The sequence below is a fragment of the Glaciecola nitratireducens FR1064 genome, from assembly GCF_000226565.1.
Taxonomy (GTDB): Bacteria; Pseudomonadota; Gammaproteobacteria; order Enterobacterales; family Alteromonadaceae; genus Glaciecola; species Glaciecola nitratireducens.
In genome coordinates, this window is sequence record NC_016041.1 from 940,846 (window position 1) to 961,563 (window position 20,718).

General features: G+C 42.8%; 17 protein-coding genes. 3 read left to right on the plus strand and 14 right to left on the minus strand.

Going from position 1 to position 20,718, the window contains the following annotated elements; genetic code table 11:
• Positions 1-135: 135 nt before the first annotated feature.
• The 4 genes from GNIT_RS04090 to GNIT_RS04105 are packed head-to-tail and all read right to left on the minus strand — an operon-like array spanning position 136 to position 2,729.
• Positions 136-1,080 (minus strand): polyprenyl-phosphate transporter, encoded by a 945-nt coding sequence (locus tag GNIT_RS04090; protein ID WP_014107873.1) that lies wholly within the window; start codon positions 1,078-1,080, stop codon positions 136-138.
• 56 nt (positions 1,081-1,136) lie between these two features.
• Entirely contained in the window at positions 1,137-1,532 is a 396-nt protein-coding gene (locus GNIT_RS04095) for a YkgJ family cysteine cluster protein (RefSeq protein WP_041246293.1), read from the minus strand.
• Between the two features lie 22 nt (positions 1,533-1,554).
• On the minus strand, positions 1,555-1,971 hold the full coding sequence (gene rraB, locus GNIT_RS04100) for a ribonuclease E inhibitor RraB (protein ID WP_014107875.1): 417 nt from the start codon (positions 1,969-1,971) through the stop codon (positions 1,555-1,557).
• A gap of 35 nt (positions 1,972-2,006) precedes the next feature.
• Positions 2,007-2,729 (minus strand): 1-acylglycerol-3-phosphate O-acyltransferase, encoded by a 723-nt coding sequence (locus tag GNIT_RS04105; protein WP_041246294.1) that lies wholly within the window; start codon positions 2,727-2,729, stop codon positions 2,007-2,009.
• Positions 2,730-2,871: 142 nt separating this feature from the next.
• Between GNIT_RS04105 and GNIT_RS04110 the strand changes: the two genes are divergently transcribed.
• Positions 2,872-3,987, plus strand: coding sequence for an HD domain-containing phosphohydrolase (locus tag GNIT_RS04110; protein ID WP_014107877.1), 1,116 nt, complete (start codon positions 2,872-2,874; stop codon positions 3,985-3,987).
• Positions 3,988-4,004: 17 nt separating this feature from the next.
• On the opposite strand, the gene GNIT_RS04115 is transcribed toward GNIT_RS04110, so the two are convergent.
• A complete protein-coding gene (locus GNIT_RS04115; RefSeq protein WP_014107879.1) occupies positions 4,005-4,949 on the minus strand; it encodes a D-2-hydroxyacid dehydrogenase in 945 nt (314 codons plus the stop codon).
• On the opposite strand from GNIT_RS04115, the gene GNIT_RS04120 reads away from it, so the two are divergent.
• Complete coding sequence (locus tag GNIT_RS04120; RefSeq protein WP_014107878.1) at positions 4,948-5,487, plus strand: SRPBCC family protein; 540 nt, start codon at positions 4,948-4,950, stop codon at positions 5,485-5,487. The two genes, GNIT_RS04115 and GNIT_RS04120, sit on opposite strands and share 2 nt — an antisense overlap.
• On the opposite strand, the gene GNIT_RS04125 is transcribed toward GNIT_RS04120, so the two are convergent.
• Positions 5,484-6,782: a peptidoglycan DD-metalloendopeptidase family protein gene (locus GNIT_RS04125; RefSeq protein WP_014107880.1), complete on the minus strand. Its 1,299-nt coding sequence runs from the start codon at positions 6,780-6,782 to the stop codon at positions 5,484-5,486. The two genes, GNIT_RS04120 and GNIT_RS04125, sit on opposite strands and share 4 nt — an antisense overlap.
• Before the next feature lie 205 nt (positions 6,783-6,987).
• Here GNIT_RS04125 and tyrS point away from each other — a divergent pair, with 205 nt between their 5' ends.
• Positions 6,988-8,187 carry a tyrosine--tRNA ligase gene (gene tyrS, locus GNIT_RS04130; RefSeq protein WP_014107881.1) on the plus strand — a complete coding sequence of 400 codons (1,200 nt, stop codon included), beginning with the start codon at positions 6,988-6,990 and terminating at the stop codon, positions 8,185-8,187.
• 21 nt (positions 8,188-8,208) lie between these two features.
• Here the strand turns inward: tyrS and GNIT_RS04135 are convergent, their stop codons facing one another.
• From GNIT_RS04135 to gltB, 8 genes are all read right to left on the minus strand, one after another.
• Entirely contained in the window at positions 8,209-8,661 is a 453-nt protein-coding gene (locus GNIT_RS04135; RefSeq protein WP_238526939.1) for a rhodanese-like domain-containing protein, read from the minus strand.
• A gap of 66 nt (positions 8,662-8,727) precedes the next feature.
• Positions 8,728-9,525 (minus strand): helical backbone metal receptor, encoded by a 798-nt coding sequence (locus tag GNIT_RS04140; protein ID WP_238526963.1) that lies wholly within the window; start codon positions 9,523-9,525, stop codon positions 8,728-8,730.
• 153 nt (positions 9,526-9,678) lie between these two features.
• Positions 9,679-10,677, minus strand: a complete 999-nt coding sequence (locus tag GNIT_RS04145) for a cobalamin biosynthesis protein CobD/CbiB (protein WP_014107884.1) — start codon at positions 10,675-10,677, stop codon at positions 9,679-9,681.
• A 3-nt stretch (positions 10,678-10,680) separates the two neighbouring features.
• Positions 10,681-11,376, minus strand: a complete 696-nt coding sequence (locus GNIT_RS04150) for a 5'-methylthioadenosine/adenosylhomocysteine nucleosidase (protein ID WP_014107885.1) — start codon at positions 11,374-11,376, stop codon at positions 10,681-10,683.
• Between the two features lie 165 nt (positions 11,377-11,541).
• Positions 11,542-12,141: a DUF2726 domain-containing protein gene (locus GNIT_RS04155; RefSeq protein WP_014107886.1), complete on the minus strand. Its 600-nt coding sequence runs from the start codon at positions 12,139-12,141 to the stop codon at positions 11,542-11,544.
• A gap of 301 nt (positions 12,142-12,442) precedes the next feature.
• Positions 12,443-14,101, minus strand: a complete 1,659-nt coding sequence (locus tag GNIT_RS04160) for a hypothetical protein (protein ID WP_014107888.1) — start codon at positions 14,099-14,101, stop codon at positions 12,443-12,445.
• A 434-nt stretch (positions 14,102-14,535) separates the two neighbouring features.
• Positions 14,536-15,951, minus strand: coding sequence for an FAD-dependent oxidoreductase (locus tag GNIT_RS04170; RefSeq protein ID WP_014107889.1), 1,416 nt, complete (start codon positions 15,949-15,951; stop codon positions 14,536-14,538).
• Between the two features lie 15 nt (positions 15,952-15,966).
• Positions 15,967-20,433: a glutamate synthase large subunit gene (gene gltB / locus GNIT_RS04175; RefSeq protein WP_014107890.1), complete on the minus strand. Its 4,467-nt coding sequence runs from the start codon at positions 20,431-20,433 to the stop codon at positions 15,967-15,969.
• Between the last annotated feature and the right edge of the window lie 285 nt (positions 20,434-20,718).

Here is a 20,718-nt window from a genome sequence, read left to right on the forward strand (position 1 = left end):
TATCTCAACAGACAATTCAAAAAGAACGTACAAAAAGAATAAACGCTACACCCAATCTAATCAATAAATATCAAGGGGCCAGAGCACATGAAAAGTTTATGATATTTGTCGATATCGGCTTCGGGTTTAAGGCTTCTATGATTTATCAGAAGACTTATTCATTAGCTCCATGAAAATTACCAAGGCAATGCCTAGCAACATTAAACCTAATGCGAACAGTAAATAAGAGGGTTGACCTGTTAATGACTCAAACGCTTGCGGTGAAATGTTGCGTTCAAGCAAAGAAATTTCTTTCCCATGACGGTCAATGGTCGACTCTATGGTCTGCTTCCACGGCCATACCTTGTTTAATGAGCCAAACATAAAGCCACCGAGCAATGCGAACGTCAGGTTTTTGTGCTTGCTAAACATCCAGTCTAGAAAATGGGAAAAGCTTAGTAACCCGATAGCACAGCCGCACGCAAATAGTGCCAATAAGCTAAACTGAAACTCTTTTATGGCTAGCATGACAGGGCCGTACATGCCTAGTAATAGTAAAATAAAAGCGCCGGAAATACCGGGCAGAATCATCGCGCATATTGCTAGCATGCCAGATAAAAAGAAATATAGCGGTCTTGGTTCAATTGCGACAGGAGTTATCATCGTAAGCGAGTATGCAACAGCTGAGCCTGCCAAAAAAGTGACAAATAAAGTCCAATTCCACTTATCTACGTGCCTAATTACTGACCAAGTTCCAGCAAGAATGAGCCCAAAGAAGAAAGACCAGAGTAATTCTGGATAAGTGTCGAGTAAGTAAACGACTACTCTTGAGAGACTAATAACACTAACGATTATGCCGGCAAAAAGTGTGACAAGGAAACTACCGTTAATATATTTGAATGCATCAAGTAAGCCTTGCTTGAACAAAATTCGCAGAGCTTCTGGGCCACAAAGCTTGATTGAATGGATTAATTCTTGATATATACCTGTAATAAAGGCAATGGTGCCACCCGAAACGCCGGGCATTCCATCGGCTGCGCCCATTATCAATCCTTTACCTGCAAGGACTAGGTAGTCTCGACCGTTTCTTTTTGCTTGCATGTGTGCTCCGACTACAAGGTTAAGACTCGATTAGTCCGTCATAAATGACGCTTCTGCTAACCGGAAGACCGACTATCTCTCATTAACGTATCTAGTTTTATTTGAGCCTGTTTTGCATTGCCCAAATCGATTACTTCAATCATTTCACATTCATCTCTAATCATCTCCGATATGAGACTAGGATAATGACGGCAGTCCTCTGGTCTGTCTAAGTATATGCTGCATGTATATTTAGTTTGAGCGGATGCACTTTTGGGCGGTTCAATTTCTAAAAACGGACACCGTGTTAGCTGAATGCCTGAGGTCGGGTCGAACCAAATTTCATGGTCTTTCACAAATTTAAAAATATCGGGATTGAATAACTCCCACAGATCTATCTCTTCTTTTGTGGCACTCAGTGCGCCATCGCCGTATTTGATACAGCATTTGCCGCACTGGTTACATTCCTTCATTATTTATACTAAGCACGCGCGCCTAATACTCATCATCGTCATCAAAGTCGTAGTCGTCTTCATCGATTTCGTCACGTTCAATCGCGCCTTCACCAATGAAGTAGGTGCCCCAGCCGTCATAAAACACGTTGTGCTTGTCTGCAATCGCAATGAGCTTGTCAGAGTCTGCATTGAACACGTCAAGGTCGAGCTTTTTTTCTACTGCAGCATCAAAGCAAAACACAGTGCCGCCGTCGTCAAGTACAAGTTCTTCTGCGTCACTTACTTCGAAACCCGCTTTAAATGCATCAACCGCCGCTTTTTCTAAGGCATCAAAGTCGCTGCTCGCAAAATGATGCTCGATAGTATGCGGCAGACTTAAATCGCTGCCGTCTTCTGTAAGCGCTTCTATTGTCTCTCTGTTGAATTCGTGCCATTCGCTGGCGTCATGCTTACTCATACTAACCTCTTGTAATAAATCTAGGTCGAGCGACCTTATGCGTTATCTAGTTTTTCAGCTTCAATATTAAGCTGAGCAATTTTTGCCGACATAATCGAATGAACGTGCTGAGCAAGTTGCTTTGCATTCATCTCTTCGGGTAAGTCAATAGGTTCCATCGCTTCAATAATAACGGTGCCATTATTCCAGCGATTAAATTTAATTTTGTTGTGCATTTCACTTGCACACACCGGGACGATTGCTTTGTTAGCTGCTAAGGCTAACCTAAAAGCTCCGGTCTTAAAGGGTAATAATCCACGTCCATAACTGCGAGTGCCTTCCGGAAAAAACCAAATGCTTAGTTTCTTTGCGTTCATTTTATCTAGTGTTGCGTCCAGAGTATTTCTTGCGCTTCCGGTATTTTTGCGGTCGATCATGATGTTAGCCGAAAGCCAATAGATAAGTCCAAAAATTGGGATCCACTTGATACTTTTTTTTCCGACGGTCACTACTCCCGGTAATGCCGCTTTGCTGATCGTCAATATGTCGTAGCTGTTTTGATGATTAGCAACAAACACGTAGTTTTGCTTACTGTCTATTTTGTTTGAAACCCGTAGCTCTATTTTCAAGCCGAGGATGCGTACCATCGTTGAGTAAAATTGACCGGCTAAATACACGTTATTTCTATGAAACGGACGGGTTAAATAAATTAGGAAGAGTACGATATTTATCCCGATAAAATAGACAAATAGCGTGATGATTCGAATAATAGCTAGCACAGAAATTCCAAAAAGCTTGAACTGGCCGCAATTATACGGAGATTTTTTTCTGAAGATACCTTATCAGTCGATTTAATGCATGAATTTGTCCGCATTGCCGATATACTAGCACTATATATTTACCTTTAGTAAGTGAGCATTTATGCCGATTTTTAAGCCCGAAGAATTGGAAGACGATATTCTTCAAGACTTAATGGAAGAAATTAATGAATTATATGAGGCCAGTGAGCAAACACTTATAGAGTTAGAGCTCACGCCCAAAGATAATGAATTACAACGTGCTCTATTCCGCTCGGTGCATACAATCAAAGGTGACCTTGGCTTAGTGGCTTTTACGCCTATGATCAATCTGCTACAGCACCTTGAAGACTTGCTTGATTTACTGCGAAAAGGTGAAATCGAATACACTCATAACATGAGCGATCTTATTCTTTTACTGATGGATAAAGTGAAGGTGTTTGTTGAAAGCTGCATGAAATCCGGTCAGGCGGAATATGACGGCGAACTAAATGATGCTGTCATAGCGATTATTTCTACCATTGATGCAACAAATCAGTCTCGTCATGAGGGTTTGCTTGCCAAAGCAATAAATCTAATTGAGCCCTCACGACAGCTAAACCAAGACGACAGCGACGCATTCCAAGGTAGCGCTAATTTAGCTCGTACTGGCATCCCGAAGACGCTAACGCCTGAACAACAAGTAGATTTGCTATTTTTCAGAGAACTGATGAAGCCAATTGAAAAGCGAGCCGGCTATCCAGAGGGGCGAGGGGATCGGATTGCAAAGCTAGCTTTTTACATTAATGACTTAAGCGACGAACCAATTGATCAAGCACAGCTGGCGGTAGCGTGTTATGTACATGATTTTGGTTTGTCTTTTATGCCTGCTGAGATTGTTAACAAAACCACAGAATTGACAGCTCTAGAGAAAAACCTGCTGCGTTCCCATGTTTATAAAAGCGCCCGCTTACTCGAAAACCTTAGCTTGTGGGACGAAGCTAGAAAAATAGTCATGCAGCATCATGAGTTAGTTGATGGCAGCGGGTACCCTTTGGGTATTAAAAATGAAGATATCTGTGATGGGGCAAAACTACTCGCTATCTTAGATAAGTACGAGGGATTGATTAATCCAAAAGACGAGCACAGACAAACCAAAAAAGAAGCGGTTATCACCATCAACAAAGAATCTAAAGGCAAACTGAGTGGACACTGGTTGCGCTTATTTAACTTAGGAATGACGAGACTTTTGAAAGACTGACCTTAGCGCAGGTAATTTTAATAACCTTGATTCAGGTTGATAGTTGAATCAAGAGGCAGACCTGCTAACTGTTTTATCAAGTTGTTTTTAAATACCGTAAAAACGAGCTTAGGCTGGCTAGTCGCTGCGGTGTGGTTGGTCATGAGTAAATTGGGCGCATTCCAAAAGGGGTGATCGGTCGGTAGTGGCTCAGTTTTAAAAACGTCGATAACAGCGGCTCGAATTCTGCGGTCATTTAACACATTCACTAAATCTTCATCGTTTTTAATAACATTGCCACGACCTGCGTTAATGAATACGGCATGATTTCTCATACTTTCAAAAAACCTCGTATCACAGATCCCTGTTGTTGCAGATGTATGCGGAAGCAAGTTGACGATAAAATCGACGCTGTTAGCGAATTCATGCAGATGGCTTAAATGAAAGTGTTTATCTGCTTCAACGGGTTTACTTGCAGCATTTAAACTGTGGACCTTCATTCCAAATGCCTTGGCCGCGTTGGCAACGTCTTTGCCAATACTTCCTAAACCCATTATCCCCAACGTTTGATTTTGCAGTGTAGGAATACGATATTGTTGCCACTCACGCTTTTGTTGATTGGCAGATAATTCAGGAACATTGCGCTGAAAATAGAGTAAATAAGCCATTACATATTCGCGCATTTGAGCGCCAAAGACGTTCTTCAGGCCCGTCAGTTGATAGTCTTTTTTAGCTTGATTAGTGAGAGTGTTAACACCGGCCCAAGTCGATTGAACCCAAATCAGATGATGACACTTGTGTATGTAGCGCGACATAATGTTTGGGTTCGCTAACGCATATTCTATGCTATCTAAAGGCGCTCCGTCAGCATGCTCATTTGCCCAAATGAGTTCTACATCATTAAATTCACCTGCTAATTGCAATTCTTGCAACGCTTTTTTATACGTAAGGTACTCTCGAGAAATAATAGCTAGCTTAGCCATGCAACATAATCCAAATTTGATGAAATTCACAGTGAAGAAAATGGCGCTGATGCCGATACCATTTCTATCACAATTGAGAATAATAAGCGAAGTAGATTTTATGTATGATTTCACCATTGACGGTACACTGAACGCACGTCTTCATGATGTTTATAACGCTTTTCACGACCCAAATGTACTCGTTCGTTGGTTTGCTCCAGGTAACATGATGGTGTCGCAGTTTATGTCTAACTTTATCGAAGGGGGCAACTACCGCTTGATATTGCAATCACCCGACGGTTTCCAACAAACAATTGTGGGCTGCTACCAAACGATTAACTTAGATCAGAGCCTATGTTTTACATGGCGTTGGGAAGATACGAACGATACTACCAAAGTAGATATTGAATTTACGTGTGACAACGATACAACCACCTCAATTAAATTAACTCAAAGTGGCTTTAATCGTGAAGAAGATATGTTGCATCAGCAGTACGGCTGGATTGCATCACTTGAAAAACTAAGCTTAGTCACTCGCCCTCAGGCGATGGTTGCTTAATTCATCGCTAACATGATGCGCTTATTGTTGTTAAGCTGCTCTACACGCTGTTGAGCAATCAGTTTGAAGGATTGAGCGTGCTCTTTAGCGATTGGATTAGCTTGTGGCAACGCGACGGTTCTTGGATTGCGATGCACACCATTAACAAGAAACTCATAATGCAGGTGAGGGCCAGAGGCCAAGCCTGTCGACCCTAAATATCCTATAGTCTCTCCTTGCTTAACAGTTTGCCCATACTTCACTGCGCGTTTCGTAAAGTGTAAATATTTTGTGGTGTATTTTTCACCGTGCTGAATAAAAACGTGATGGCCGTTATACTTGTCATATCCCGACTTTATCACTTTTCCATCGCCCGCCGCCATTACTGGTGTGCCTACTTTACCAGCGTAATCTACGCCACGGTGAGCCTTCCATCTTTTCTGCACAGGGTGAAAACGGCTCTTCTTGAAGCTTGAGCTAATATATTTAAACGAAACGGGTGCACGTAAAAAACTTTTACGCATACTCTTTCCATCGGGCGTGTAAAAATTCCCATCATCGTACTTAACGGCTTGGAAAACTTCGCCTTGGTTTTTAAATTCAGCGGCAACAAAGTCACCGAAACCAATAAATTCGCCATCTATATACTGTTTTTCAAAAATTACATTGAACGTGTCGCCTTCACGAATTTCTTGCGCGAAATCGATATCCCATCCAAAAATACCGGCTAGGCGCATTATTTGATTATCAGTTAAACCGGCCTCGGCGCCAGCATTCCAAAAGCTACTGCGAATTTCACCTTGCGCAAAGCTGTGTAGCGTTTCTACCTGCTTGATGGATACATCGCTTACAAGCTTTCCATCGGCATTTTTTTCAACGCTGAGAGTTTCAGTTTTAGAAAGAGGGTAACGCAATGATACGAATTGATTAGCATCGTCAACATGCACATAAAGGACATCACCTGGTTTTATATGAATTAACTTTTTAGCAAGGTCACCAGCACGGCTAACATTGTAAGTATCGCGCGCGCTCAAGCCAACCTGCGAAAATATTTTGGCTAATGTATCGCCACTTTCGACTTTGTAGGTTTGCCAGTTGTCTATATCATCTTCCAAATCCATATCGTCTAAGTGTTCAGCGAGAGGAGGAAGGTGCAGTTCGTATTTTATGCCGGGAAGCAGTTGTTTGACTTCGACATTCCTTGACGCTTTGACTGAATCAAAAGGAAATAAAATCAAAGACACCAAGACTAACGCGACACAGCCAAGTGTCCAACGATGTTGTTTTGGTAGTTGTTTTATTGTATTCGTAATCATACGACCGTAAAATGCTTGCTAATCAAAACATGAGAATATAACGATTTTGGTCTCGAATCCAGCGGAACGGTTTAATTAACGCATTGTTATTGTCAAAATATCGAGCGTATTTAGCTTGCTAGCGAGATACATCAACTAAAATCTAATAAATTGAGTTAGTTATAGAGCGAGGTGCTTTATACCTTTTACACCACAGGAATAAGTAATGGCAGATTGGCAAACAGCATTCGCGGAGATAAAACGCGGGTCGGATGAAATTTTAATTGAAGAAGAGCTTATTGAGAGGTTGAAAACAGGTAAACCTCTTAAAATCAAAGCTGGCTTCGATCCTACTGCGCCAGACCTGCATTTAGGACATACCGTTTTAATAAACAAGCTTCGTGTATTTCAGCAGTTAGGACATGAAGTTATCTTCCTGATTGGCGACTTCACAGGTTTGATTGGCGATCCAACAGGTAAAAATGTAACACGCAAGCCACTGACAAAAGAGCAAGTGCTTGAAAATGCAAAAACTTATCAGGAACAAGTATTCAAAATTCTTGACCCTGCAAAAACCACTATTAGGTTCAATTCTGAGTGGTTCGATAAACTAGGGGCGGCGGGTATGATTAAACTAGCCGCAAGTCAAACGGTAGCAAGGATGTTGGAGCGTGATGACTTTAAAAAGCGCTACGCTAATGGACAGCCAATTGCTATACACGAGTTTTTATATCCACTTGTGCAAGGTTGGGATTCTGTTGCGCTGGAATCTGACGTTGAGTTAGGCGGAACAGACCAACGATTTAATCTGTTAATGGGCCGGGAGCTCCAGAAGTCTCAAGGTCAGAAACAACAAACTGTGCTCATGATGCCCTTGCTTGAAGGTTTAGATGGCGTGCAGAAAATGTCAAAGTCATTAAACAATTACATTGGTATTACCGACTCTCCCACAGAGATGTTTGGTAAAATAATGTCTATTTCTGATGAATTAATGTGGCGTTATTATGACTTGCTCAGCTTTAAACCCATTGATGAAATAAAGCAACTTAAAGAAGATATGGATAAGGGCAAAAACCCGCGCGATATTAAAATTGCTTTAGCGCAGGAACTCATAGCTCGTTTTCATAGTGAAGCTGAAGCAGACGCCGCTTTGCAGGATTTTATTCAGCGTTTTCAGAAAAATGCTATTCCTGATGAGATGCCAGAAATTGAAATTACGATGGATGCAGAAGGGATTGCCATTGGCAATTTGCTAAAGCAGGCTGATTTAGTTGCTTCAACGTCGGACGCCATGCGGATGATTAAGCAAGGTGCGGTTAAAATTGATGGCGAGAAAGTAACTGATACACGATTGATTTTGCAGACAAAGGGCGAGAATGTATATCAGGTAGGCAAGCGTAAGTTTGCTCGTATATCCTTAATATAAGCTCATTACGCTTCAAACAGACTAATTACCTAACTTATTTGTTGGTCTGTTTTCTGTTTCCCATCCCATCATATCGCCTTCGAGGTGCATAACATTTGTAAAGCCGTTGTCTTCCAACAAGGCAATGGCTTTACCTGCTCTCACACCAGAACGACAATAAACAACCACTGGAGAGTTTTTAAAGTCTGATAGGCGAGTTAAATTGGTTTCGATTTCGCTCAGTGGAATATTAACCGATGTCGGTATATGGGCTTTGGTATATTCCTCAACCGTCCTAACGTCTAACAATAAGCGTTCTGATGCTTTCATCGCTAGCATGGCGTCTGCACTAATATCTTCAGCGGCCATTGTTGAAGCTGAAACAAAAAATAAATATAAGCAAGTCAGTAAACGGGTGATAGATTTTTTATTCATACCTAGCCTTGTTGCTTTGGTCAACGAGGCTGAAAGTGATGATGTTTTTATTTTTTTCATTTTTGCTGCGTCCATTTAAATTATTGCACTAGAACAAACGGCTCTGCCCGTTGCTTATTATATTAGCTAATTATTTTCAAAATGCACTTTTTTACATAAAAGCGTAAGTTCGGGCAATACTCTTGCTGTAAACCTATGCAGTGCATCAGGGTTTACTGACACTATTTTGGGATTATAAACCGACTGATGCAATGCCCAGAAGGCTTTCACTGAACTGAGGTTTTGATGACTTGCTGCAATAACTACCTCAGGCTGTTTTCTAATGATATCTGCCATGGAAAACTGCGCGTAAGCAGTGGGAAGATCAGCATAAATGTTTTGAATATTGCACAAGGAAAGCAAAGAATTTATCCATACGTCACTTCCCATGCCGCTTAAAGGCTGTTGATTCATGTAATAAAGCGCATTTGTGGCTTGCTTCGCATACTCCGATTTTATGTTGCCTACCTGTTCGGTCATATCGGCATGCAGTTTTTTGCTTTTTGAAACGGCGTTCAGCGCTTGTCCTAAGGTAAGTACTTCCTCCATAAGTGCTTTAATATTCGCTGGAGATGAACGAAAAATAACGTAGCCCAATTGCTCCAGTCGATCAATATCTTGTGTTTTGTTGCCGCCGGCCCAGACCAGAATAATGGTAGGCTCTAGCCGAATGATAGCAGCAATGTCGGCCCCTTGATAATTTGCTACTGTTGGCAACTTAACCGAGCAATCTTCATTAATACAACCTTGAGCATACGGATAATCGCTGTAGTCACTCACCCCAACTAATTGTTTCTCTCGACCTAGCGCAAACACCATTTCTGTAAGATGAGGCGACAGGCTAACAATACGCTGAGGCTTGCTTTTAGCATAACTTGACGACACGTTTAACAATAAGAATGCTAACAATAAGGGGATAAATAGCAGACTTAAATGCTTATTCTTCTCTGTGCTTTTATAAACCAATATAGCTTTTAAGCAGGCAGCGCATGATTGTAAATTTCTAAGAATGATAAGTTTGCTCTTTTGAGTTTTTGGTTAAATAGTCGAGTAAATAGTATTGATGATTAGACAAGTTAACAGGAGGAGCAAAAGATTTACAACAAGAACCCGATTAATTAGCGCAATTGTATTGGGCATAAATGCTGCATTAGGTTCGCCTCTGCCAATGTACTTCGTTCTGCGTACTTTTCTATCGTTATAAAATACAGCGCCGCTGAGATTGACGTCGAGAGCAAAATGACTTGCACGGAGTAAAATTGCGCCATGCGGTTCGGTTGCGCGTTTTGCTAGCTTTTGCGTTCTAAGATAAACAATGGCTTTAAAGCCCCGGCTCAATATTACTGATATCAATGCGTTAAGTCGGATAGGCAGCCATTGGAATATCATCACCAGTTTTTCCATCGGCTTTCCAAATTCACGATAGGCGTCAATTTTCGGATTCCATACAAGGTGTAACTCGTAGCACAAGCGATAAGTCAACAAAGTGAATGGTCCAAAAACAATGAATAGAAAGTAGCAAACTAAGGCTTGATAATGAAAGCGCAGGATCAAGCTTTCAACGGCCGCTTTGCTCACACCTACTTCCGACAACATTGCTGTTTCTCTCAATACCATTGGCGATAATAGGTCTTTTGCGAGTTTCTTTTTACTGGCTAATAATGCCCGTCTAATATGTTGAAACTGATGAATATTAGATGAAAATTGGATGCACACATATAAAATAATGGCATCGAACAATTCTGGATAATAAACGAACTCTCTGAATATGACTAATATGATGAGGTTAGGTGCGACAATCATGAATGGGGCAAGTGAACCTGATATCCGAGATTGCATTGTTTTTGGCTGAGAGGTCGACGTTAAGTTCCTATCTGGACAAACGCGCTGCGCCATTCTAAGTCCGAGCAAGCGAACAAAAGCGAGCGGATCGACACGAGTAGGTAGGTGCCAAAAGCGCTCAAAGAGCACCACGGCACATAAAATAAACCAAGGTAAAATAGCCGGTGTTGTGATAAAGCTAATCAGGCTCTCCATGAATTAGTCGAGCGCTTTTACCATTCCCATCACCAACTGTGCGCTATTTTTTGCCGCTTTTTCTAAATAGGCTTGGAATGAAACCGTAGAAGTTTTGCCTGCTATGTCGGATAGACTGCGGATCACTAAAAATGGAATGCCCATTAAATAAGCGGTTTGGGCAATAGCAGCGCCCTCCATTTCAACAGCCATCATCGACGGAAATTTTTGCAGTGTTGCCGCTGCGAGCTCATCGCTACCAACAAAACTATCGCCGGAACAAACTAGACCTTTTTTCACCTTCACACCATCTATTTGGCTAGCTGATTTCTCTGCGGCTTCAATCAATTGCTCGTTACACACGTAATTCTCAGGCATACCAGCGCATTGACCTGGCACGTAACCAAAGACGGTTAAATCTACGTCGTGGTGAGTCACCACATCGCTAATAACAATATCGCCAATATTAAGCTCTTTATCGAAACCGCCGGCCGAACCAGTGTTAACAACATAGTCAGGGTCAAATTTTTCTATGATCATAGTAGTAGCGACAGCCGCTGCCACTTTACCGATACCGCACTTCACCAACACAATTTCATGACCGTGTAGTTTGCCAGTATAAAAGACGAGATGTGAGTAAGTAACTTGCTGTAAGTCTTCAAGAGACTCTTTAATAAGTTTCACTTCTTCGTCCATTGCTCCTAAGATTGCTATTTTCATGGGTTGTCTCTTTATTCAATTGCACAGAAGTTTACTAAGCATATGCAGAAACGCAAGAAAACATATGAATTCTTGCGTTTATTTTGCGTCGCTAGGTAGAAGCGCGTTGCTAGGTGTTCATTAGTCTTCTCAACGCACTTACTAATGTCGTCAGCTAGGCAGTGTTTAAGCAGCAACTTGTCTTGATGAACGAATTGGACGAGTAGGGCGCTTAGTCGGTGTAAATAAGCTAGGCGTCTCTTCAACCGCTGGTATTGGGAGCTTGCCTTGGCGACGTCTGAACGCTACTAGTTTGGATTCAATACAGTCTCTTATATCTTCAATTTTATAACCGTGACGAGCCTTTATGCGAGCGTGCGGTATACCCGCAGAATCTAATGCACCTGTAACAAAGAAGTCGCGCGTTGTTTTATGTCCTTCTTTACCCAACGAGTGCACTAAATCAAGTGCTAATACCGGCGTCATGTCGATTTTATTTACAAGCACGAAGTCGAGCTGTTTGCCGCCAGCTCTCAGCAATGCGCTTTTCGCCATTTTTTTGTTCGTGTTTCTGCGTAATGCCAGGATGTCAGTCAGCTTTACCCGACACATGACTCTAAATTCATTACCTACCGCTTTTTCAATCATATCGAGAAATTGATGCTCGACCGGCGAAAAAAGCTGGGATTTACTCATGAAGGGAAAGCTGACTTCGTCAACGCTGAGCTTGATAGCAACAATAGCAACGACGATTAATACCATAATAAGGATAATTGCGAATTCCATAACGACTCCTAAAACATTGGTTTGTTTCTTCAATTTTGTAGTGAAGAAGAAACTCATCAAGACTAAATCAAAAAGAGAATGGGAGGCTTCCCACTGCATATTGAAGGTTTAGCAATTGATGTGCCAATAGATATTCTTTATTGAAAATAAAATAGTAGAGAACCTAAAGAAGATTAAAAGTTGACGCATAGAGCAGAAAGACAAGTAATTTGCAAAAACAAAAAAGGTCAGTATTTATTATGTAAATACTGACCTTTTGAAATACAATCATTGAAAGTAACATCATGAAAAATATGACTTTTTAGATAACTGGAGACTTTACAAGTATATCTACCTGAGTACCGCCACCGTCTTTTGAAATGATCAGGGTGGTGTTGTTGTCTGCACTTTTCAGCATCGTTCTTTGCTTAATTGCCTTCGGTTCAACAAAATTAGCCGAGGACGCTAAATAGTACTGAATGACCTCTTCAGGTGTTTGTGGAATGAATAAAATCATTGATGCCGGAAAGTCGGCGGCAAATATTTGGCACATTTTGCCGTTTACCGGAATACTGACCTTGTTGAAGTCTTCAGGACAACCCGCACTGCGTGTTGCTACAGTAACGTTAGCGTCGATTTTGTTCGTCACCTCGTCGTTGGCGAAAGTCTCTGGAGCGGAGTTTTGAGCACTATCTGGCGTTGTCGGCGCAGATAGCGATGCTGAAGTTGATACGCTAGCCAATTGAATTGGTGCGGACTCTTCTAATTCAACAATCTTTGGCGCGACTTCTTCTGCCACATCGGCTTCTGCAATGTTACTTTGAACAAACTTTGCTTCGGTAACACCTGCTTGAGCATATTCCTCTTCGGCAGCTGCGATCTCAGAGGCCTCTGCTTCAACAGCTTCTGTTTCGACGACTGCAATCTCAGTAACTTCAGCTTCAACAGCTTCTATTTCGACGACTGCAATTTCAGTAACTTCAGTTTCAACAGCTTCTGTTTCGACGGCAGCAATTTCAGTAACTTCAGCTTCAACAGCTTCTGTTTCGACGGCAGCAATTTCAGTAACTTCAGCTTCAACAGCTTCTGTTTCGACGGCAGCAATTTCAGCAACGTCTGCTTCAACAGTTTCCATTTCGACGGCTGCAATGTCCGACGCTGACGCTTTAGTTTCTACAACATCTATTTCATCAGTATTGCTCATAGCAAACGTTTCAACGCGCTCGGGCTGGTCGTTGCTTTCCACTAATGTTGAAGAACCGTCAACCTCGCTTTTTTCTTCTGCGTTAAGTGTCGTCAGCGCTTCAGATACTGGCATTGCAGGTAATGCATCTTCGTCAAGTTCGTTAATATTGATAGAGACTGGGCTGTTTATCTTAGTCGATTTACTTGCTACTCCTTGAGCAACGGGCTGTATTTCAATTTCGGTGGCAACGTCAGCTTCACTAGAATAGTCAACATTTGCTGCTGATGCGTCTTGTGTTTTGTTGCTATCAAATTCTGAGTCTTGAATAGTGCTGTTTGTATTTCCGTTAGTTGTCGCAACTAACTCTTCTACGTCAACAATGTCTGCTACAGCATAGTCTTGAGCCACGGCTGCTGCTGGCTCAATGGTCGGAGCAGATGACGATAGTTCGTCTTTGGCTTCGCTAGTAATGGCTAAACCAGCTAAAACTAGTTCGGCAACTGACTTTTGTGAGTGATCCACTTTTTTAGTCGCTGCTTGCCTAACAACAAGTTGCCCTACTGGGATTGAAGCCTGTTTGCTTGTGTAGGCCGCTAGTTGGAGGGTAGCATCTCTCGAATCTAGCAGCGCGGTTAACGCTTGCTCTACTTGAGCCGGTGTCTGTAATTTGCTATTCAATTGGTTCGCTGTCACGGAGGCAGATAAAGAGGCGATGACAACACCTGCCACTAAGCTTGGTATGTACTTAAGCAAAGGAGTGGTTTGATTAATGTTCGTTTTCTTTGTGTATTTCACTGTGTTTACCTGCCTTAAATGCTGACTTTCATTTGATTGCCGCGCTGCTAATACCGCTATTTTTATTCACCCTGAACGTCGGTAGTGGTTTTTCCCGAACATATTTTGAAGAAGGCGGATTGGGCCAATTTTCAATGTACGATATGCTGCAATCGAAAGTGATGTCCGTTATTCGAACTGTAGAAGTATCATCGGCAGGATACTAGCTGTACTGAAGGTTTGAAGTCTGCTAGATAATAGCTAGGTATGGTAAGCAATAACCTAATGAAGGGGCTTGCTGAATTTAGGTGACTCGGCGATAAAGTCTTGAGTCCATGCCGCGGGTAAACAAAAACAATTTAAAGACAACAAAAAGCGAGTGTAAGCAGCAAGATATATAGTTGCACTGCCTTACACTCGCTTCATTATTAAAGCTTTGTAAATAGCTGAAGCTCTTAAACTTCCATATAGTCGAGTATACCTTCGGCTGCTTTACGTCCTTCATCTATGGCAGTTACGACAAGATCAGAGCCTCGCACCATATCGCCCCCAGAAAATATCTTTGGATTAGACGTTTGAAATGCGAAGCGACCTTTTGCTGGCGCTCTCACTCTGCCTTTCTCATCCAGCATGATACCGAACTCACCAAACCACGGTGCAGGACTAGGTTGAAAACCAAACGCAATGATAACTGCATCCGCTTCTAGGATATGCTCTGAGTCAGGAATTTCGACAGGGCGACGGCGACCCGCGGAATCCGGATCACCCATTTGCGTTTTAACCACACGAACGCCAATAGTATTGCCTTTTTCGTCTACTGCAATATCCAGCGGCTGTAGGTTGAATTGAAAATGCACGCCTTCTTCCTTTGCATTCACAACTTCACGTCGTGAACCCGGCATGCTTTCTTCATCTCGGCGATATGCACAGGTTACTGATTCCGCATTTTGACGAATTGAGGTTCTAACGCAGTCCATGGTGGTGTCGCCACCGCCAAGTACAACTACTTTTTTACCTTTCATATCGATAAAGTCAGTTGCTGCCTTTTCAATGCCCATAACGCGATTAATGTTAGCAACAAGAAAGGGGAGCGCTTCATAAACGCCTGGTGCAGTTTCGTGTTCAAAGCCGCCTTTCATTGACTTATATGTGCCCATTCCTAAGAAAACGGCGTCGTAGCTGTCAATTAAGTCTTGGAATTGCACATCTTTACCCACTTCGGTATTTAAAACGAACTCAATACCCATGTCGGCGAATATTTGATGACGCAGCTTGATAACTTCTTTTTCAAGTTTGAACGATGGAATTCCAAAAGTAAGCAAACCACCTATTTCTTCGTATTTATCATAAACAACCGGTTTAACACCGTTGCGTATTAATACATCAGCACAAGCTAAACCTGCTGGGCCTGCACCGACAATTGCCACCTTTTTATCGGTCCAAACTACATCCGACATATCTGGGCGCCAACCCATTTTAAATGCGGTATCGGTAATGTATTTTTCAATACTACCAATAGTAACGGCACCAAAATCATCGTTCAAAGTGCATGCGCCCTCACATAAGCGGTCTTGCGGACAAACACGACCGCAAACTTCCGGCAAACTATTGGTCTTATGTGACAGCTCTGCAGCCTCAATTATTCTGCCCTGATTGGCGAGGTCTAGCCACTGTGGAATGAAGTTATGTACTGGACATTTCCATTCGCAATAAGGGTTTCCGCAGTCCAAACAGCGATCGGCTTGACCTTCTGTTTGCGACTGTGACAGCGGTTGATAAATTTCGCCGAAATCCTCTTTCCTAATCATGATAGGTTTTTTCGGAGGATCGATACGCTCGACGTCTACAAATTGATATACATTTTTAGCCATAGTATTTCTCTCTTCCTATTGCGCTTGTATGCGTAGTTCTGCGGTAGAACGGCTGATATGGCCAAGCAAGTTTTTGACGTCGCTGGTTTTAGGCTTAATTAACCTAAAGTTTTTACTTTCTTCAGCGAAGTTCGTGAGTAAAGCGAGTGAATGGTCACTTCCGGTTTCTTCATAGTGGCGGTTGATTAGTCCGCGTAAATGCTCAGACAAAATAACTTTGTCGTCAACGCTCATAATATCAACTAGGTCTTCATTTACTCTATTGTTCATATCATTAAATTCATCATACAAGTAGGCAAAGCCTCCGGTCATACCAGCACCAAAGTTCACCCCTATGCTACCGAGGCAAGCCACAATGCCACCAGTCATGTATTCACAGCCGTTATCACCCATGCCTTCAATAACCGCAACTGCGCCTGAATTTCGAACCGCAAAGCGTTCGCCTGCGCGACCCGCTGCGAATAGTTTGCCGCCAGTAGCACCATACAAACAGGTGTTGCCCATAATGGTACTGCTGTGGGTATCAAACGACACATTACGTGGAGGATGAATAACCAGTTTGCCACCGGTCATGCCTTTGCCTACGTAATCATTCGCATCACCAATTAAGCGCATTTGTAAACCGCCTGCGTTCCAACAACCGAAGGATTGACCGACGGTGCCAGTTAGGGTCAGTTGAATAGGATGATCTGCCATGCCTTGATTGCCGTGTATGCTGGCAATGTAGCCTGACAAGGTTGCCCCAATACTGCGATCCGTGTTGCGAACATTGTACGTAAACTGAGCTCCCTTTAAGTGTTTAACGGCATGTTTGTTATCCGCTAATATCCTTTTGTTCAATACGCCTTTATCAATAGGTTCATTGGTTGTCTCTGAACAGAACAAACGAGTATGCTTGCCTGCCTCAGGCTTAACCAATAGAGGCGATAAATCAAGTCGTTGTTGTTTTGCAGTTTGTCCTTCCAACAACGTTAGTAACTCGGTTCGACCTACCAAGTCTTGGAAACTGGTCACACCTATGCTGGCCATAATTTCGCGCACTTCTTGAGCGACGAACTTAAAGTAGTTCATTACCATGTCGGGCAAACCAATAAAGTAGTTTTCACGCAGGGTTTTGTCTTGGGTAGCCACACCTGTAGCACAATTATTTAAATGACAAATGCGCAGATACTTGCAGCCTAGGGCAACCATTGGGCCAGTGCCAAAGCCAAAGCTTTCAGCGCCAAGAATACCTGCCTTAACTACGTCTAAGCCAGTTTTTAAACCGCCATCGGTTTGAACCCGAACTTTGTGTCGTAATCCGTTTTCAACGAGGGCTTGCTGTGTTTCAGCTAAGCCCAATTCAAATGGACTTCCTGCATACTTAACCGAAGATAACGGGCTGGCACCAGTTCCGCCATCATAGCCAGAAATGGTGATCAAGTCGGCATAGGCTTTAGCCACCCCTGTGGCAATTGTGCCCACGCCAGGCTCAGATACTAATTTCACTGAAATCAGCGCTTTAGGGTTAACTTGCTTTAGATCGAATATGAGTTGAGCTAAATCCTCTATTGAATAAATATCGTGATGCGGTGGTGGTGAAATTAGGGTAACGCCAGGCACTGAAAAGCGTAAATCGGCGATGTATTTATTCACTTTATCGCCCGGTAGCTGACCGCCTTCGCCGGGTTTAGCGCCCTGAGCCACTTTAATTTGAATAACACTCGCATTCATTAAGTAGTGCGGGGTCACGCCAAAGCGACCAGAAGCCACTTGTTTAATTTTACTGTTCTTTTCGGTGTTAAAGCGCGCCGGATCTTCACCACCTTCGCCTGAATTCGATTGACCACCCAAACGGTTCATTGCAATCGCTAACGCTTCGTGTGCTTCTGGACTCAATGAGCCCATCGACATCGCTGCAGTATCAAAGCGGGGAAATAATTTTTCCGCTGGTTCAACTTGATCGATGTGAATGGCTTCTTTGAAGCTCTTTATTTGCATGAGATCACGTAAATGCGCAGGAGCACGATCATTCACCAAGCTACTGTACACTTGATAATCTTCGTATTTTCCGCTCACCACTGCCTTTTGCAGCGAAGTGACTACATCCGGGTTGTATGCGTGATATTCGCCGCCGTGAACGTATTTCAACAAACCACCGTGGGAGATTTTTTTACGCTTTAGCCAAGCGATTCTGGAGAGATTTGTTAAGTCCTGCTCGAAATCGGCAAATGATGCACCTTGAATGCGGCTCGGTACGCCCCTAAAGCAAAGTGCAACGACGTCACTATTAATGCCGACGGCTTCGAATAACTTAGAACTTCTATAACTCGCAATCGTGCTAATGCCCATCTTAGACATTATCTTGTACAAGCCTTTGTTAATGCCCTTTCGGTAATTCATAACGGCCTGCATAGCACTGATGTCTAACTCTTTATTTTCGACCATCTGTTCAATGGTTTCATATGCTAAGAAAGGATAAACAGCCGTGGCGCCCAGGCCTATAAGTACGGCAAAGTGGTGCGGATCTCTTGCTGATGCTGTTTCTACAACAATATTAGCGTCGCAACGCAGTGCTTTGTCAATCAGTCGGCGTTGCACTGCACCAACGGCCATAGCTGCTGGGATGGGTAATGTTTCGGGACTGATATCTCTGTCGGTAAGTACAACAAAAACGGCACCGCGCTCGCGCACAGCCTCTTCAACTTCATCACAAACACGCACAATTGCTGCGGCTAGGCCTTCCTCTGGATGATAGTTAAGTTGAATGTTTTCGTTGTGATAATACTTTTCGTCCAGCTCGCGCAGCTGTTTTAAGTCGGTATACATAAGAATAGGTGACTTAAACAATACTCGGTTTGCATAGCCTCTAGTTTCATTAAACACGTTCTGCTCACGACCAATACAGGTTGCCAAAGACATAACGTGATTTTCGCGTAAGGAGTCAATTGGTGGATTGGTAACTTGCGCAAATTGCTGCCTAAAGTAGTCATAAAGCGTGCGATTGTTTGATGACATGACGGCCATCGGCGTGTCGTCGCCCATTGACCCAACGGCCTCTTGGCCATCTTTGGCGAGAACCTTAATGATCTGCTGCATTTCTTCATAGCTGTAGCCGTGCAGTTTATGGTAAGTCGCCATTTTGTTGTCATCAAAAACACGTTGACCAATTTTACTGTGATCTGCGCTTTCAACAGGAACAAGGTGCTTGATATGGCTGTCTAACCACTCTTTATAAGGATGGCGAGACTGCAAGTCCTCATCAATTTCATTGGTACGCCAAATCTTGCCGGTGTAAGTATCTACTGCAAGCATTTCACCCGGCCCAACTCGACCTTTTTCAATAACATCTTCTTGTTTGTAGTCCCAAATACCAATTTCAGACGCTAGCGTAATTAGGCCATCTTTGGTGATGACATATCGCGCAGGACGCAAGCCGTTTCTATCGAGGTTACACGCTACGTGGCGACCATTGGTTAATACGATGCCTGCTGGGCCATCCCAAGGTTCCATGTGCATTGAGTTGAACTCATAAAACGAGCGCAGTTCTTCACCCATGATTTTGTTATTTTGATAAGCAGGTGGCACTAGCAAACGCATAGCGCGGAATAAGTCCATACCGCCAGCTAGAAATAGTTCAAGCATATTGTCTAACGAACTTGAGTCAGAACCTTCTGTATTAACAAACGGTGCTGCCTGCATTAAATCGGGTATTAACGGTGTTGCAAACTTACCTTCTCGCGCCGCAGCCCAATCTCTGTTCCCTTTGATAGTATTAATTTCACCATTGTGTGCTAAGTACCGGAAAGGTTGCGCTAGTGGCCACTTAGGTAGCGTGTTGGTTGAGAATCGCTGGTGGAAAACACAAATGCTTGACTGTAGATTTTCGTCTGCAAGGTCAAGATAAAAAGCCGGCAAGTCTTTTGGCATTACCAAGCCTTTATAGACGGTAACGAGAGCGGATAAACACGCTACATAAAAGTCTGGATCATCTTCCAAGCGTTTTTCTGCTCGACGTCTTGCCATATATAAACGGCGCTCTAAATCTTCTGTGCGCCAACCATTTGGGCAGTTAACAAAGACTTGCTCTATTTGCGGAACGCCGGTCAAGGCCAAATCGCCAAGGACAGTTTTATCGACAGGAACATCGCGCCAGCCTAAGATCGGCAGCATTTCGCGTTCCATTTCTTCATTGAGTATTTGGCGTGATTGTTCTGCTAGGGTAGGATTTTGACTTAAGAAAATCATGCCCACGCCATAGTCTTTTGTTAGCTTCCAGCCTTTGTCTTGCGCTATTTTCTGATAAAAAGCGTCAGGCTTTTGCAATAAAAGTCCGCAACCATCTCCTGTTTTACCATCGGCGGCAACGCCACCTCTATGCTGCATGCGGTCTAGGCCTTCAATTGCGGTCTTAACTAGCTGGTGACTCGCTTCACCTGTTGTGTGTGCAATTAGCCCAAAACCACAATTGTCTTTGGAATCATTTTGATGATACAAACTCATGTTTTCTCCTTCCACGGTAACGTTCACCGGGGCACGTTGTCCTAAAACCAGCGTGATACTTGTTAAAATAGCGATGATGTCGCTGTGTTTCTTTTTTATTATTATTATTTGAGTTTTTGCTGTCGGATTTGACCGAATTTTTGAGCCGTTTTGATATTCGACAATGTCGAATTTTTATGCATTTCAAAACTGGCCAGATAACATACCGACTCCCCATGAAAAAATCAATTATAAACAGCGATAATATCAATATTTATTTGGTGAATGTTGCTTTTGGATAATGGA